Raw genomic sequence first — 15,825 nt, forward strand, 5'->3', positions numbered from 1 at the left:
TGAGGCGAGCTTATTTCAAAACGGTAAAGCCTTGCTTTTCGAAGAAGGGTGTCGCCTTCGAGGACTTGAGGAAATCCAGATAGGATTTCGCTGCCGGCGATTTTGCTTCCGAAAGAATTGCGACCGGATAGATGATTGGTGGATGGCTGTCTTCCGGGAAGGTGCCGACGATCTTCACGCCGGGATCGGCGGCGGCGTCAGTCTGGTAAACGATGCCATAGGGCGCTTCGCCGCGCGAGACGAGCAGCAGGGCGGCGCGCACGCTTTCAGCACCGGCGACTTTCTGTTCGACTGAGGACCAGACACCCAGTTTTTCCAGCGCCGCCTTGCCGTATTTACCCGCGGGAACGGAATCGACCGCACCCATGGCAAGACGGCCATCACCCACGAGCGCCGCGAGATCGAATCCCTGCTTGATATCCACCGGCTTTGCCTTGTCGGCAGGAGCGACGAGAACGATGCGGTTGCCGAGAAGGTTGGAGCGGCTCTCGGCATTGATCAGCTTCTTGTCAGCGACATAGTCCATCCATGCGAGGTCGGCGGAGATGAAGATATCCGCCGGCGCGCCCTGTTCGATCTGCTTGGCGAGCGCGGAGCTCGCGGCATAAGAAACCGTCGCCTCGTTGCCGCTTTCCTTGGCCCATTCCGCGTTGATGGCGTCGAGCGCGTTTTTCATGCTCGCGGCGGCAAAGACCGTAACCTTTTCTGCGGCATGGGCCGGAACAGCCACGAAGGAGGCCGCCATCCAGAACGATGAGGCGGCGGCGATGGTTTTGAAGAAGCTGCGGCGCATAAGTCTCATGATGTCCCCCGAGTTAGATATATTCAGATGAATATAACGATAGGCCTATAGGGCAATCATTATATTTTCAAGGATATATCGATGGGCCGGGGAAATGAGATTGCTCCGGGTGTGTGTGCCAGAGGGGGGCTAGGCTCGAAAAGCTCTCTCCGTCATGCTCGGGCCTGTCGCGAGCATCTGCAACGTCTCGATTTTATTTAGCGTGATTAGATCCTTGGGACGAGCCCAAAGATGACGTCGAGTTTGAGGGCAGGTTTATCCCTGCCAAGGCTGCCCACTCTGCCTGATCAATAACGTTCGCCCGCGAAATGGGCGATCTGGGCGCCGGCCTCGTAGTAGGCTTCCTTCAATGCACGGAAAGCCTGCGCTTTCGGCTCCGTCACCGGCAGGGGTAGATCGGCTTCGGCGATTTCACTGACAATATGCTGTGCGATCACCTTGCCGAAAGCCGTCCCCGGCGCAATGCCGCGACCGTTGTAACCCGAGAAGCCGACGACATTATCCGCAAATTTGTGGAAACGCGGCACGGCATTGTCCGTCATGCCGATCTGGCCGTACCACTCGCATTCGAATTCCGTATCGCCCAGCTGCGGGAAAAGCCGCTTCAACGAGCGTTTCGCCCAGGCGCGATGAATGGCGGCGCCGGTGCCACGCAGCGCACCGACACTGCCGAAGACCAATCGGCCGGCCTTGTCCATGCGGAAGGAAGAGAGGATTTCCTTCGTATCCCAGCAACCTTGCCGGCCCGGCAGGATGCTTTTCTGCAAATTGTCGCTGAGCGGCCGGGTCGCGAAATTGAAATAGGGCAGGTAAACCTGCTCCTCGCGGATGATCCGCCACGGGCCGGTGCTGTAGGCTTCGGTTGCGACGACAATCCATTTTGCCGTCACCGACCCTTGAGGAGTTTTCACCACCCATTCTGCGCCTTTACGCTGGGTTTCGATGACGGGGCTTGCCGTATGCAGCCGGACGCCGGCCTTTTGTGCTGCACCGGCAAGGCCACGAACATAGGCCAGCGGCTGGATCGTGCCGGCGCGCCTGTCCAGAAGCGCACCGGAATAGACGGTGCTGCCTATATGACTCGCCGTCTCTTCGGCGTCGAGAACACGAACGGGCGCGCCCCTTGCCGACCATTGTGTGCAGCGTTCGCGGATTTCGGCGAGCCCTTTTTCACCAACGGCGCAATGCAGCGTCCCGTTCGTCTCGATCTCGCAGGGAATGCCGTATTCTTCCACCAACGCGCGAACGAGAAGCGGCGCATTGCCGAGAAGATCGAGAAGCCGTTCGCCGTAAGTCTCGCCCAGCACATTGGGAAGTTCTTTGGGCATGACCCACATGCCGCCGTTGATGAGGCCGACATTACGCCCCGCGCCGCCGAAACCGATTTCTTTTGCTTCCAGCAAAACGACGTCCACACCGCGCTCGGCAAGATGCAACGCGGCGGACTGCCCGGTGAAGCCACCGCCGACGATCACGACATCGGCAACCGCAGCCCCTTGCAGCGCAGGCGCTGCGGGCGGCTGTGGCGCGGTCTTTTCCCAGAGGCCATGCGAGCGGGGGTCGTTATACATCGTTCCACCATGTTGCGGGCGAGTTCATTTGGTTTGCGTATGAGTGACAAGCCCTTGTTTATAAGACTTTACAAGCCACTCCGTCTGTTGAATATCGACATATCGTCAAGAGTTCATTCCGTGAGGGAATATGGTTCTGCCGCCGCGCCGTTTTCTGCCGTCGCTTTCGCTGCTCGCGGCTTTCGAGGCCGCTTCGCGCTCGGGTAGCGTTACCGCTGCGGCAAGGGAGCTCGGCCTGACACAGGGAGCCGTCAGCCGTCAGATTCTGGCGCTTGAAGAGCAGCTTGGCGTGGCGCTGTTTCTGCGTGAACGGCAGACCATCCGGTTGACCCGGGCAGGGGAAGGTTATGCGCGGGAAATCCGCGAGGCTTTGCGGCGTATTTCGACGGCGTCGCTTAATCTGCGCGCCAACCCGGATGGCGGCACGCTCAATCTCGGCGTTCTGCCCAGCTTCGGCACGCGCTGGCTGGTGCCGCGTCTTCCGGATTTCATTGCGCGGTATCCCGGCGTTTCGGTCAATCTTCTGACCCGGTCGTCGCTGTTCGATTTCCGCACCGATACCGTCGATGCGGCGATCCATTTCGGTTTGCCGCATTGGCCGGGCACTGAGCTGGTTTTCCTGATGCATGAAAAAGTCGTTCCGGTCTGCAGCCCGGCTTTCAAGGAACTTTATCGACTTTATCGGCCAGATGATCTGCTGCATGTGCCCCTCCTGCACATGACAACCCGGCCCGACGCCTGGGAGCAATGGTTTCGCAGTCATGATGTGCGTTTCGACAATGTGCACGGCATGTTGTTCGATCAGTTCACGACGATTGCCGAGGCGGCGAGTGCCGGCGTCGGGGCTTCGCTCGTGCCGTCCTTCATGATCGAGGAGGAATTGAAAAGCGGTCGTCTGGTCGCGGCCGTCGCGGGGGAAGTGGAAAGCGACGAGGCCTATTATCTTGCCTGCATGCCAGACCGGGCCAGCTATCCGCCACTCGAAAATTTCCGAAGCTGGATCGTTTCTCAAGCCGCAATCGGCAGAGGCGCCGGCGTTGAAGACTTTTCGGCGTAAACCGGAGGTCGGTCTTGCAAGAGCGACACGGCTAAGCCAATAGTGCGCCATGACGTGTGGCGGACGGCGCCACGCACCGCAAGTTCCAATACGGGAGATGTCCGTGAAGCCCATTTTTGTTCAGCTTCAATGCGAGCCCGGCAAGACCTATGATGTCGCCGATGCCATCTATAAAACGGAGCTCGTTTCGGAGCTCTACTCCACCAGTGGCGAATATGATCTGATGCTGAAAATCTATCTCCCGCAGGAGGAGGATATCGGCAAATTCATCAATGAGAATATCGTCAATATTCCCGGCATCGTCCGCTCGCTGACGACGCTGACCTTTACCGCATTCTGACTGCCTTTCCAGCCTTCGGCCGTGCATCATGCGGAGGGGAAAGTCCGTCCAGCTGAAGGACTTTGTGGCAGGTCGCCCCGCTGGGCGTGTTGCGAAGAAGAGGAACGAGGGAAGTTGGGAGTGTGAGGAAGGCTGTATGGCGTAGCGCGTGGCGCTCTGCCATGACTTGCAGGGGCTTTTTCAGTTCGACGGATCAGAGCTTTTGATACGTCCAGAATGGCTTGCAGCCGCACCGGCAGATGAATTGTTATACAAAATAAAAGCGCGCCATCGGCCCGGTGTTCGGGATACGATATTGGGCGCGCTTTGGTTTAGATGGGGACGACGCAGTGACAGGATGACGGGTTTCCCGCATCAGGCCGCGGCCAGGTTCCGGTTACGCACGAGATTGCGGATGGCGATCCGTACGTCATCGGCGCTGTCGAACTTCTGTTCGTCCAGGTCGTGAACGTGGAACTTCACCGCGATGAACTTCAGCCGGTCGTTGTCCGGGACGACGATGCCGACGGGTTCGCCAGCGAATTCAATAACTTGCTTTTGCATAGGTATACTCCCGCTGTGGCTTATTTACACAGCATGTTGTCGAACTGATTTTCAGAAAATTGAGACCGTCAGGTCACATTCGACAGCAGCGGGAACACGTGGATTTAAATCCAGCATTCCAGGACACAAGACCAAGGATTGCGTTAATGTTGATATGGTTTGACATGACACACTCCCTGTATTGGTGTTGGCCCAGAATCAGGAGACTCGCTCTCCAGTTCCACACTGATAATCCAGACCAGCACTAAAATCAATGCTGATTGTTATAGGTAGAATATTTTTCTTTATGATGACAGGAGAGGGGCGGAATTGTGAAATTTTTGTTTCTGTCCGAAGCCGTCCCGAAAAGCCCGGCGTAGCGGGCCTTTTATGTATTTTTTTAATCGCTGCCGGGTGTCGTCGGCGGGTAAATATGATCGTTTCCATTGAAGTCGGAGACGGAGTAACAGCCATCGCGGGTCTTTTCGGCCGCATTTCGGCCGATCGTGGCCTTGCCGTGACCGCCGGGAATGTCGAGGACATAGGTCGGCTGGCAGAGGCCCGAGACGTGCCCCCGCAAGGCGGAAACGATTCGCTGTCCTTCTTCGATCGTCAGCCGGAAATGGCTTGTGCCCGGGGCAAGATCGGGATGGTGCAGGTAATAGGGCTTGATACGGTTTTCGACAAAGCTGCGCATCAGCTCGGCAAGAACAGCCGGATCGTCGTTGATGCCCTTCAAAAGCACGGTCTGGCTAACCATGGCGATGCCGGCATCGATCAACCGCGCGCAGGCGGCTTTGGCTGCGTCGCCGAGTTCGCGGGCGTGATTGGCGTGCAGGGCAATATAAGTGGTCTTGCCGCTCTCCTTCAGTGCCTCGATCAACGCGGCGTCGATGCGGTCGGGATCGACAACCGGCACGCGGGTATGGAAACGGACGATCTTGACGTGGGGTATGTCCTTCAGACGTTTCATCAGGTCTGACAATCGCCGCGGCGAAAGCACCAGAGGATCGCCGCCAGTGAAGATGACCTCCCATATGGCCGGGTTGGCTTTGATATAGGCGAATGCGGCGTCCAGCTCTTGCGCACTCATCATGCCGTTGCCCTGCGGGCCGACCATTTCGCGGCGGAAACAGAACCGGCAATAGACCGGGCAGATATGCACCGCCTTCAAGAGCACGCGGTCGGGATAACGGTGAACGATGCCGTGAACGGGGCTATGGGCGTCATCGCCGATCGGGTCGTCGCGTTCTTCGGGGAGATGGACGAGTTCGGCTAGATCAGGCACGAACTGCAGGGCTATCGGATCCTGCGGATCGTCGCTGTCCATCAGCCCGGCAACCGTTGGTGTTATGGCGAGCGCGTAACGCTGCGTCACTGCGCGCAGGTCCTCGAGCGCCTCAACTTCGATCAGCCCCGCTTCAAGCAGCGCTTCCGGTGTCTTGATCGTTTCAAGCCTTGTCATCGTCCATATTCCGCAACCGGCGCCCATATGACGAGATCGATGCGCGGCGCACCCGTTGCCAGCATCACCAGCCGGTCGAAACCGAGCGCTATGCCACTTGCCGGCGGCATGATGGCAAGAGCCGCCAGGAAGTCATCGTCCAGCGGATAGGTCTCGCCATAAACCCGCTGCTTTTCGGCCATCTCCATGTCGAAACGCCGTCTCTGCTCTGCAGCATCGGTCAGTTCGCCGAAGGCATTGGCAAGTTCCACACCGCAGGCGTAAAGCTCGAAGCGTTCCGCCACCCTTGCATCTGCTGGCGATTTGCGAGCAAGGGCCGCTTCGCTGGTGGGATATTCATCAAGAATGGTTGCGCGGCCGAAGCCGAGCTCCGGCTCGACGCGCTCGACGATGACGCGGCTGAACATATCTGCCCAGGTATCGTCATCGGCCACGCGGATGCCGGCATTGGTGAGGCTCGCAGCAAGGTGGCGCTCATCCGTTTCGCCATTGCTGCTGATGGTGGCCAGCAGGTCAATTCCGGCATAGCGCTCGAAGGCCTCGGCAACGCTCAGACGTTCCGGTTCGAGGAAGGGATCGACGCTGCGGCCGCGATAGGTGAAATGTTTCGTTTTGGCGGTTTCAGCCGCCAGCGCCAGAAGATTGGCGCTGTCCTTCATCAGGCTCTCATAGGTTTCGCCGACCCTATACCATTCAAGCATGGTGAATTCCGGGTGGTGCAGGGGGCCTCTTTCCCGGTTTCTGTAAACATGCGCAAAACAGGTGATGCGTTTTTCACCGGCGGCTAACAGTTTCTTACAGGCGAACTCTGGCGACGTGTGCAGATAGAGCGGCACGGCCTCGCCGGCCGGTGTCAGGCCCTGCGTGGCGAAAGCATGCAGATGCGCCTCGTTGCCGGGGGATATCTGCAGTGTCGCGGTATCGACCTCAAGAAAATCCGCATTGGCGAAGTAGCTGCGAAAAGCCGACTGGATCGCGTTACGGCCAAGGAGAAACGCGCGGCGGTCGGCGTGGACATCAGGGGTCCACCATGGCGACATTGTCTCTTTGCTTGCGCGCATCGTCTCTTCTTTTCCGTCTTCTCTGCGGCGTCCGATGGCGGATAAACCGTCCGCAAAACGCCTGATCGCATCATTTAAAGCAATTCCGGGCGGAAAACCGCTAGGCACTCTTCCGGGAATTGCTGTAGAAGGCTGGCAATTCGTGCGGATTTAAGGTAGTTGCGCCCCAGAAAAAAGACAAAACGTCTGTCGGGGCCGGTGCTGCCGCGCAGTCCTTTACGACGCATTTCATCGAGTTACAAGGAAGTCATATGGTCAAGGTTATCGCCTCATCCGTCCGCAAGGGCAATGTTCTCGACGTGGACGGCAAGCTTTACGTCGTTCTCACCGCGCAGAACTTCCATCCCGGCAAGGGCACACCGGTTACCCAGGTGGACATGCGCCGCATCGTTGATGGCGTGAAGGTCTCCGAGCGCTGGCGCACCACCGAGCAGGTCGAGCGTGCTTTCGTTGAAGACCTGAACTTCCAGTTTCTCTATGAAGATGGCGAAGGCTTCCACTTCATGAATCCTGAGAATTACGATCAGGTCGTGGTCGACGTCGAGACCATGGGTGACCAGAAGGCCTATCTTCAGGAAGGCATGACCTGCGTTCTTTCTATCCATGAAGGCAATCCGCTGGCCGTTGAACTGCCGCGTCACGTCACGCTGGAAATCATGGAAACGGAACCGGTTGTGAAGGGCCAGACGGCTTCTTCTTCCTACAAGCCGGCAATCCTCTCCAACGGCATCCGCACCATGGTGCCGCCGCATATCGATGCCGGCATCCGCGTTGTCATCGCGACGGAAGACAATTCCTACGTCGAGCGCGCCAAGAACTGAGCCTGACGGCTGCGTAAACGAAAAGCACCGGGCGACCGGTGCTTTTTTATGTCCGCAACAATAAAAAAGCCCGCGTCGAGACGCGGGCTTTTTGTTTGTCTGTTTGCGCTGATTACATGCGCTTGGCAGCAACAGCAGCAGCGATCGTCGGACCACCCTTCGATGTAGCCGTCTGGCCGACAGCGTAACCGCCACCGAGCGCAACGCTCAATGCCACGTAATCCTGTGCCGCCTGCTGGATCGCCGTTGCAAGCTGCGACTGGGCGTCGGAGACGTTGCGCTGGGCATCGAGAACGTCGAGGAGCGAGGACGCACCGTCACGATAGCTGGCCGTCGCGAGCGAGAGCGCTTCCTGATAGGAAGAAACGGTTCTGCGATAGGCGCTAACCGTCTGCTGGTCGCGATTAAGCGCAGTCAGGGCGTTTTCGACTTCTTCCACCGCATTCAGAACGGTTGCCTTCCAGGCAAGGTACTGTTCACGCGCAACGGACTTCTGAATATCGACGCCAGCGCGCAGTCTTCCGCCATCAAGGATTGGCAGCGTGATCGAAGGGCCAAAGCCCCAGCCATTGGACGTGCCCCTCGCACCATTGCTGATGTTGGTGAAGCTCGGCGTAATCGAACCGCTCAGCGTGATGCTCGGATAGAGCTGTGCTTCGGCAACACCAATATCGGCCACCGCAGCGGCGAGCTGGCGTTCCGCAACGCGGATATCCGGTCTGTTGCGGATAAGGTCGGCCGGAATACCCGTGCGCGGAATGGTGCGGGCAACGGGCTGACGGGCGCCTCTTTGAAGCTCCATCACAAGCGAGTCGGCCGGCATGCCGAGGAGGGTTGCGATACGGTGTGCAGCGCGGCGGAAATTCGTCTCCAGAGCGGGCATCTGCGCCAGAGTGGAGTTTACCAGACCCTCGGACTGAACGACATCCAGGCGGGAAGCCGCGCCGGCGTCCAGCTGCAACTTCGTCAGGCTGAGTGTCTCACGACGAGAACCGAGGTTCTGACGGGCGATTGCGAGACGCTCCTGATAATAGCGCACGTCGATGTAGGCAGACGTGACGGCTGAGATCAGAGTGAGGCGCTGAACGTTGGCCGTTGCATAGGCAGCATCGAGCGATGCCCCTGCACTTTCCTGAGCGCGACGATATTGGCCGAACAGGTCCAGCAGCCAGCCGACGTTAAAAGCATTGCTCGTCGTGTTGGTGACATTGTCATTACTGGACGGCAGGCTTCCGCCGCTGCCCTGCGTCTGGTGACGGAATGTGGAGGTCAGGCTCGGCAGAGAGCCGGCGCCGGCAACTGTGATGTTGGACTGAGCCTGATTGATGCGCTCGATCGCCTGGAGAACCGTGAGGTTCTGCGTGAGGCCCGTGGAAACGTATCCGTTGAGGCGGCTGTCGTTGAATGCATTCCACCATGCCACGGTGCTGATGTCGCCGTTACTGGCTTTTCCGGCTTCTGCAAACTTGCCAGGCAATTGAATTTCCGGGGCCTGATGGTCTGGCCCGACAACGCAGCCTGAGAGCAGCAGCATTGTCAGGGGAGCGATAGCGCGAATAGACAGCATGTAATTTTCCCAATTCTTAGGTTGGCTTACCGAGCGCGGCTTGCTGACAAATGGGCTGCGCGGTCGATATGCCGTAGAAACGTGCACTTGCCAAATCGGCAATATTTCTAGCAGCGTATTAACGGTTGGCACAGCCCATTTTTGTTTTGTTAACGCCTTGAAAGGCGACGAATGATGACGAAAAAGGACGGAACGAAGAAAATTCCGAGCAGTGTTGCAGAAAGCATACCACCCAGGACGCCGATACCGATTGCATTTTGCGCGGCGGAACCCGCTCCGGTTGCTATTGCGAGAGGCACGACACCCAGGATGAAGGCGAGCGACGTCATGATGATCGGACGCAGACGCAGCTTGGCTGCCTCCAGTGCCGCTTCCACCAGACTCAACCCGTGCTCCTGCCTTTCCTTGGCGAATTCGACGATCAGGATCGCGTTTTTCGCAGCAAGGCCGATGGTCGTCAGCAGGCCCACCTTGAAGTAGACGTCATTCGTCTGGCCGAAGAAATGGGCCGCAGTCAAGGCGCCGAGGACACCCACCGGAACGGCCAGAATGACCGAGAAGGGGATCGACCAGCTTTCATAGAGAGCGGCAAGGCACAGGAAGACGATCAGTACCGACAGCGCGTAGAGCATCGGCGCCTGAGAGCCGGAAAGCCGTTCCTGATAGGAAATGCCCTGCCACGCCACGGTGTAGCCGCCCGGCAGGCTTGCCGTCAGGCGTTCCATCTCGTTCATAGCCTCGCCGGAAGCGACGCCTGCACCGGCGGTGCCTTCAAGCGAGATCGCGCCCGTGCCGTTGAAGCGGGCAAGAGACGGCGGAGCGTTGATCCATTTCACCTCGCTGAAGGAGGAGAAAGGCACCATCTCGCCGTTGGTGTTGCGGGCATACCAGAACTTCAGATCATCGGGCTGCATGCGATAGGGCGCATCCCCCTGGACATAGACCGGCTTCAGTTCGCCGTTCAGGGTGAAGTCGTTGACATCCCGGCCGGCAAAGATCGTCGACAGCATGAGGTTCACGGAGGCAAGATCGACCCCCATGGCGCCCATTTTTTCCTGATCGAGAACGATCTTCATCTGCGTCTCGTTGTCCTGGCTGTCGCTTCGCAGCGAGCTGATCTTCGGATTGCCCGTCGCAAGCGCGATCAGTTCCTTCGATGAGGCGGTGAGAGCATCGGTGCCGTTGCGGCCGCTATCCACGAGATACATCGAGAAGCCGCTCGATGTGCCCATGCCCTGAATGGCCGGTGGCAGAAGCGGGAACACCTGCGCATCGCGGAAGCCGAAGAAGGTGCCCATGGCACGCTGCACGATGGCACCGGCATGTTGATCGGGCGCGGTTCGTTCCGAGAAATCCTTGAGCTTGGTGAAGACGATGGCGTTGTTCTGGCCCGAACCGCTGAAGCTGAAGCCGAGAACACCGAAAACCGATTCGACATTGTTGGCTTCTTTTTCGCGGAAGTAGTTTTCGACCTGTTTCACCACCTCGTTGGTCCGTTCGATATTCGAACCGGTCGGTGTCTGAATGATCGTCAGAAGCACACCCTGGTCTTCCTGCGGCAGGAATGAGCTCGGGAGCTTGCTGAAGAACCAGACGCAGCCACCGATGACGACCGCGAAAATGATCATCACACGCAGCGGGCGCTTCAGCAGATAGCCGATGGAGGACACATAGCCATCCGTCGTCTTGCCGAAGCCGCGGTTGAACCACGCGCCCGGTCCGCGCTGCTTCTTGTGATGGTCGATCGGCTTCAGCATCGTGGCGCAAAGCGCCGGCGTCAGCACGATGGCGACAACGGCCGAAAGCAGCATGGCCGACACGATGGTGATCGAGAACTGACGATAAATGATGCCTGTCGACCCGCCGAAGAATGCCATCGGAATAAACACGGCGGTCAGAACGAGTGCAATGCCGATGATCGCGCCGGTGATTTCGCCCATCGATTTCTCGGTCGCCTCGACCGGCGACAGGCCTTCTTCCGACATGATTCGCTCGACGTTTTCAACGACAACGATGGCGTCGTCTACGAGAAGGCCGATGGCAAGCACCATTGCGAACATGGTCAGCGTATTGATAGAATAGCCTGTCAACGCAAGCACGCCGAATGTGCCCAAGAGAACCACGGGCACGGCGATCATCGGAATGAAGGTGGCTCTAAGGTTCTGCAGGAACACCAGAAGCACGACGAAAACGAGGATGATCGCTTCGATCAGCGTGTGTACGACCTTCTCGATGGAGAGTTTGACGAAGGGCGTCGTGTCATAGGGATACTCGATCGAGACACCCTCAGGCAGCGAACCCTCGACATTTGTCAGCGCCGCTTTCACCCGCGCCGCCGTATCGAGCGCATTGGCCCCCGTGGCAAGGTTGACCGCGAAACCGGCAGAAGGACGGCCGTTGGAGCGGGAATCGCCGCCATAGGTTTCCTGGCCGATCTCGATGCGTGCCACGTCGCTGAGGCGAACGGTCGAACCATCCTTTTCGACCTTCAGGATGACCTTTTCAAAATCGGCCACAGTAGTGAGCTGGCTCTGTGCCGTCACCGTCACATTCAGCTGCTGGCCCTTGACCGCGGGCACGGCGCCCAGCGAGCCGACCGAAACCTGGGTGTTCTGGCTTTCGATGGCGCCGGTGACGTCGGCTGTCGTCAGCTGGTATTTGTTGAGCTTGAACGGATCCAGCCAGATGCGCATCGCATATTCAGAACCGAAGACGTTGATGCTGCCCACACCTTCGAGACGCTTGATCTGGTCTTCGACGCGCGAGGAGAACACGTCGCCGAGATCGGCCGAATTTCGCTTGCCATCGGTGGAGATCAGCGCTCCTACCATTAGAATGCTCGATGTGGAGCGACTGACCTGAATACCGCGTTGCTGGACGGTGTCGGGCAATTGTGACTGCACGAGCTGCAGCTTGTTCTGCACCTGAACCTGCGCGATGTCAGGCATGATACTGTTGCCGAAGGTCAATGTCACTTCGGCGCTGCCCGTCGAAGACGACGAGGTCATATAGGTGAGGTCGTCGAGGCCAGTCATGCCGTCCTCGATGATTGTTGTCACCGATTTCTCGACGGTTTCGGCGCTGGCGCCATTATAGGTCGCGCTGACACGCACCGTGGTTGGCGCAATATCCGGATACTGCGAAATGGACAGTGTCCAGATCGCAAGCGCGCCGCCCAGCATGATGACAATGGCGATAACCCATGCAAAAACGGGGCGCCGGATGAAGAAATGGGCCATGGCAGTCCTGCCTTACCTTTAACGAGCTTCGACCGAGGGTTTCGTGCTCATGCTTATTTCGTGGGGGCAGCGGCAGGCGGAGCTTGCTGCGGCAGAACGACGATACCGCGATCGTCGATGGTCACTTCAACCGGTGCGACCGTTGCACCGTCGGCAATCCACTGGAAACCGTCGACGATGAGCTTGTCGCCATCCTTGACGTTTTCCGTCACCAGCCAGGCATTGCCCGACTGCTGGCTGGAAGGGAAGGTGCGGGTTTCCACCTTGTTTTCCGCCGTCACGAATTTCGCGGTCAGTTCGCCACTGGCGTTGCGGCTCGCGGCGCGCTGCGGAACGCGGAAACCATTTTCCTTGCCGATCGTCAGAGTGGCGCGGACATAGGTGCCGGGAAGCAGAAGGTCATCAGGGTTGTCGAAGAGGGCGCGGATGGAGAAGGTACCCGTCGTTTCGCTGACCGCCATATCGGACATGTCGATCTTGCCGTCATGCTTGTATTCGGTGCCGTCTTCCAGTGTCAGATGGATGCCGGTCTCCTTCGTGTCGCCACCGAGCTGACCGGACGAGATCGCCTTTTTCAGACGCAGTAGATTGGTGCTGGACTCCATAAGATCGATATAGATCGGATCGATGCGGCGCAGCGTCGTCAAGGCCGTCGTCTGATTCGCCGTCACCACGTTGCCGATGCTGAAGGCTGTCGCACTGGTGATGCCGTCGAAAGGTGCACGGACCTTGGTGAGATCGAGATTGATCTCAGCCGTTTCCAGCGCCGCCTTGGTCTGGGCCACATCGGCCTGCGCCTGAAGCAGCGTTACCTTGGCGTTTTCATATTCGATCTGCGTCGCGCCGCTGTTGACCAGCCGCTCGTAGCGCGCAAGGTTGGCCTCGGCGCTCGGAATGCTTGCTTCGGCCTTCGCGACGTTGGCCTTGGCTTGCGCCACTTCCGCCAGATAGGTATTGTCTTCGATCTGGTAGAGAATATCGCCCTGCTTGACCTCACTGCCTTCCTTGAAAGGAATTTCGCGGATGATGCCGGTCACGCGCGGCCGAATCTCGGCGGTCTGGAACGCGCTGGCGCGGCCGGGAAGAACCGTGGTCAGCGGGTATTCGCTGTTTTTCATCACGATGATGCTGACTGGAGATGGTGGCCGCGCGGCACCCTGGCCGGCCGCCTGGTTACTCTCGCCGCCATCGCTGCATCCGGCCAAAACTGCGGTGACACACAGAGAAGCAAATAGAGGTAAAATACGTCGGCTCATCGTTCTTCCCTGCGTCTTGGTCGCATTCAACTATAAGCGCAATGTCGCTCGGCGGATGCGCGTCCGGCAACAGACACGACAGGTTAAGGCCTTTGAAGGAACCCTGTTCGCTCATTCTGTCCGGACCGCCAAGCGCATAGAAGCGCAGGCTAATGCGCTTCGCAAGCAATTGCGAGAAGGTGACGTAAATTGGGAATCGTCACTTAGCAAGCGGATTGCGTAATCCCGCATCGATCAGATCGACGAGTTGATCACAACGTGTTGCTAAATTGCCGATATCTTCCCGTGCGATCAGGACGGGGTGAATGACGCTCGTCAGGGCATGGAGCACGGTTTCCGCCAGCACGGGAATATCAGTGGCGGTATAGAATCCGGCCTCGACGCCATCCCGAATGATGTCCGCCAGCAATTTCGCGATGACGGATTTATAGTAGTCTCCGCATTTCATGTCCTGCTTGGCGGTCATGAGGATCATTTCGAAGACATATGGATTTTTATTGAGATCCTGGTGGTGCTGCTCCATCAGGTTGCGCGCGAGATGACGCAACCTTTCAAGCGGCGCATGGCTTTTGTCGAGCGGACAGATCTGCCGTTCGAAAATGCCGATCTGTTCGAAGCCGATGGCATCGACGAGGGCATTCTTGGAACTGAAATTCTTGAAGACATTGGCGGGAGACATGTTCAGCGCTGCGGCGATATCCGCAATCGCCACCGCATTGAAACCGCGCTGGCGGAAAAGCTCCTCGGCTTTGGCAAGAATGTCCCGCCGGGTTTCCTCGGCGGAACGGCGAGGCCGGCGGCGCACAGGAAGGTCTTTCTTCCTGTCGCCGCTTCTCGCCTGGTCAATCGTTTTGCTCAAGGGTCAGACTCCGGGGAAGAACGGCTCCAGATTCCGGCGTACTCTTGCAAGCGGCGTCTCGCCGCTATCGTCGGGAACGAAGCGCTGTCCGGTGATGCGTTCATAAGCATCAATATAGACCTTGGAGGTCTGCAGGACGAGATCCTGCGGAATTTCTGGTACGTCGTCCTTATAGGGGTCGCAACGTTCGGCAACCCAGGCTCTGACGAAATCCTTGTCGAAGCTCGCCGGCCGTGTGCCGTTGCGGAAGCTTTCCTCGTAGCTGTCGGCCATCCAGTAACGGCTGCTGTCCGGCGTGTGGATTTCGTCAGCCAGGATGATCGTACCGTTCTCGTCCGTCCCAAATTCATATTTTGTGTCAACGAGAATGAGCCCCTGCTTTGCGGCAATTTCCTGCCCCCGCTTGAACAGCGCCAGCGCATAATGGGACAGCGTGTCCCATTGCTCCCGCGTCAGGAGTTTCTTCTCGACGATCTCTGCGGGCGTCAATGGTTCATCATGACCGCCGTGAAAGGCCTTGCTTGTGGGTGTGATCACCGGTTCGGGCAGAATCTGGTTGTCCTTCATCCCGTCAGGCAGGCTCATGCCGTACATCTGCCGTTCGCCCTTTTTATAGAGGGTGAGGATTGAGGTGCCTGTCGTGCCGGCCAGATAGCCGCGAACCACGACTTCGACCGGCAATATGTCGAGCCTCTTGCCGATGACGACATTCGGGTCGGGATAGCTGACCACATGGTTGGGGCAGATATCCTTGGTATGCTCGAACCAGTAGCGTGCCGTCTGGGTGAGCACCTGTCCCTTATAAGGAATGCATGTGAGGATACGATCGAAGGCGCTGAGGCGGTCGGTGGAGATTATAATACGGTTACCATCAGGCAGATCATAGTTTTCCCGCACCTTGCCACGGTAGTAATTCGGCAGCTCGGGAATGACGGCTTCATCGAGAATGCGCACGGGGTCTCCAACTCTTGGGCTTATAAGGGGCGTCGGGTGCCCCGGTCTGGCTGAAACTCTTGTCCGTTCCTATTGCATGTTTCCCGGAACAGGGCCAGTCGCCACATAAAGGAGATGTTGGGGTCGGTTTTGGCGCCCTCCACGAAACTATCGTTAAATACCAATAACTTACGAAAAATGTCAGTTTTTTGACGGGAGGTGTGTTGACTTGTTTGCTGAGGTTCTCTTATAAGTCCGCTCACTGAACGAGGGCGGCGGCGCTGCTGGCGACGAAGTCTTTCGTTCTAAATAAATCAAGATGATGAGCTGAT

At 58.0% G+C, this 15,825-nt stretch carries 13 protein-coding genes; 3 read left to right on the forward strand and 10 right to left on the reverse strand.

What is annotated here, in order from left to right; all coding sequences use genetic code 11:
• Positions 1–10: 10 nt before the first annotated feature.
• Together modA and ACFVTJ_RS20860 are read right to left on the reverse strand one after the other, a co-directional pair.
• Positions 11–802 carry a molybdate ABC transporter substrate-binding protein gene (gene modA, locus ACFVTJ_RS20855; RefSeq protein ID WP_386910506.1) on the reverse strand — a complete coding sequence of 264 codons (792 nt, stop codon included), beginning with the start codon at positions 800–802 and terminating at the stop codon, positions 11–13.
• Between the two features lie 287 nt (positions 803–1,089).
• Positions 1,090–2,373 (reverse strand): NAD(P)/FAD-dependent oxidoreductase, encoded by a 1,284-nt coding sequence (locus ACFVTJ_RS20860; protein WP_386910507.1) that lies wholly within the window; start codon positions 2,371–2,373, stop codon positions 1,090–1,092.
• A gap of 130 nt (positions 2,374–2,503) precedes the next feature.
• Between ACFVTJ_RS20860 and ACFVTJ_RS20865 the strand changes: the two genes are divergently transcribed.
• Positions 2,504–3,430: a LysR family transcriptional regulator gene (locus ACFVTJ_RS20865; protein ID WP_386910508.1), complete on the forward strand. Its 927-nt coding sequence runs from the start codon at positions 2,504–2,506 to the stop codon at positions 3,428–3,430.
• A gap of 103 nt (positions 3,431–3,533) precedes the next feature.
• Positions 3,534–3,770 carry an Lrp/AsnC ligand binding domain-containing protein gene (locus tag ACFVTJ_RS20870; protein WP_269712371.1) on the forward strand — a complete coding sequence of 79 codons (237 nt, stop codon included), beginning with the start codon at positions 3,534–3,536 and terminating at the stop codon, positions 3,768–3,770.
• Positions 3,771–4,124: 354 nt separating this feature from the next.
• On the opposite strand, the gene ACFVTJ_RS20875 is transcribed toward ACFVTJ_RS20870, so the two are convergent.
• The 3 genes from ACFVTJ_RS20875 to epmA form a co-directional block, all read right to left on the reverse strand.
• Positions 4,125–4,313: a hypothetical protein gene (locus tag ACFVTJ_RS20875; RefSeq protein WP_386910509.1), complete on the reverse strand. Its 189-nt coding sequence runs from the start codon at positions 4,311–4,313 to the stop codon at positions 4,125–4,127.
• Positions 4,314–4,692: 379 nt separating this feature from the next.
• Positions 4,693–5,757, reverse strand: coding sequence for a lysine-2,3-aminomutase-like protein (locus ACFVTJ_RS20880; RefSeq protein WP_386910510.1), 1,065 nt, complete (start codon positions 5,755–5,757; stop codon positions 4,693–4,695).
• Entirely contained in the window at positions 5,754–6,818 is a 1,065-nt protein-coding gene (epmA, locus tag ACFVTJ_RS20885; RefSeq protein ID WP_386910511.1) for an EF-P lysine aminoacylase EpmA, read from the reverse strand. Before epmA ends, ACFVTJ_RS20880 begins: the two co-directional genes overlap by 4 nt.
• A gap of 251 nt (positions 6,819–7,069) precedes the next feature.
• Here epmA and efp point away from each other — a divergent pair, with 251 nt between their 5' ends.
• Positions 7,070–7,639 carry an elongation factor P gene (efp, locus tag ACFVTJ_RS20890; RefSeq protein ID WP_080792640.1) on the forward strand — a complete coding sequence of 190 codons (570 nt, stop codon included), beginning with the start codon at positions 7,070–7,072 and terminating at the stop codon, positions 7,637–7,639.
• Positions 7,640–7,751: 112 nt separating this feature from the next.
• On the opposite strand, the gene ACFVTJ_RS20895 is transcribed toward efp, so the two are convergent.
• The 5 genes from ACFVTJ_RS20895 to ACFVTJ_RS20915 form a co-directional block, all read right to left on the reverse strand.
• Positions 7,752–9,206 carry an efflux transporter outer membrane subunit gene (locus ACFVTJ_RS20895; protein ID WP_386910512.1) on the reverse strand — a complete coding sequence of 485 codons (1,455 nt, stop codon included), beginning with the start codon at positions 9,204–9,206 and terminating at the stop codon, positions 7,752–7,754.
• Between the two features lie 149 nt (positions 9,207–9,355).
• A complete protein-coding gene (locus ACFVTJ_RS20900; RefSeq protein WP_386910513.1) occupies positions 9,356–12,445 on the reverse strand; it encodes an efflux RND transporter permease subunit in 3,090 nt (1,029 codons plus the stop codon).
• A gap of 53 nt (positions 12,446–12,498) precedes the next feature.
• Positions 12,499–13,701 carry an efflux RND transporter periplasmic adaptor subunit gene (locus tag ACFVTJ_RS20905; protein ID WP_386910514.1) on the reverse strand — a complete coding sequence of 401 codons (1,203 nt, stop codon included), beginning with the start codon at positions 13,699–13,701 and terminating at the stop codon, positions 12,499–12,501.
• Between the two features lie 199 nt (positions 13,702–13,900).
• Positions 13,901–14,560: a TetR family transcriptional regulator gene (locus ACFVTJ_RS20910; RefSeq protein ID WP_386910515.1), complete on the reverse strand. Its 660-nt coding sequence runs from the start codon at positions 14,558–14,560 to the stop codon at positions 13,901–13,903.
• Between the two features lie 3 nt (positions 14,561–14,563).
• Complete coding sequence (locus ACFVTJ_RS20915) at positions 14,564–15,514, reverse strand: phosphoribosylaminoimidazolesuccinocarboxamide synthase (RefSeq protein ID WP_386910516.1); 951 nt, start codon at positions 15,512–15,514, stop codon at positions 14,564–14,566.
• Positions 15,515–15,825 lie beyond the last annotated feature (311 nt).

This window comes from Agrobacterium sp. NPDC058088 (genome assembly GCF_042885035.1).
Taxonomy (GTDB): domain Bacteria; phylum Pseudomonadota; class Alphaproteobacteria; order Rhizobiales; family Rhizobiaceae; genus Agrobacterium.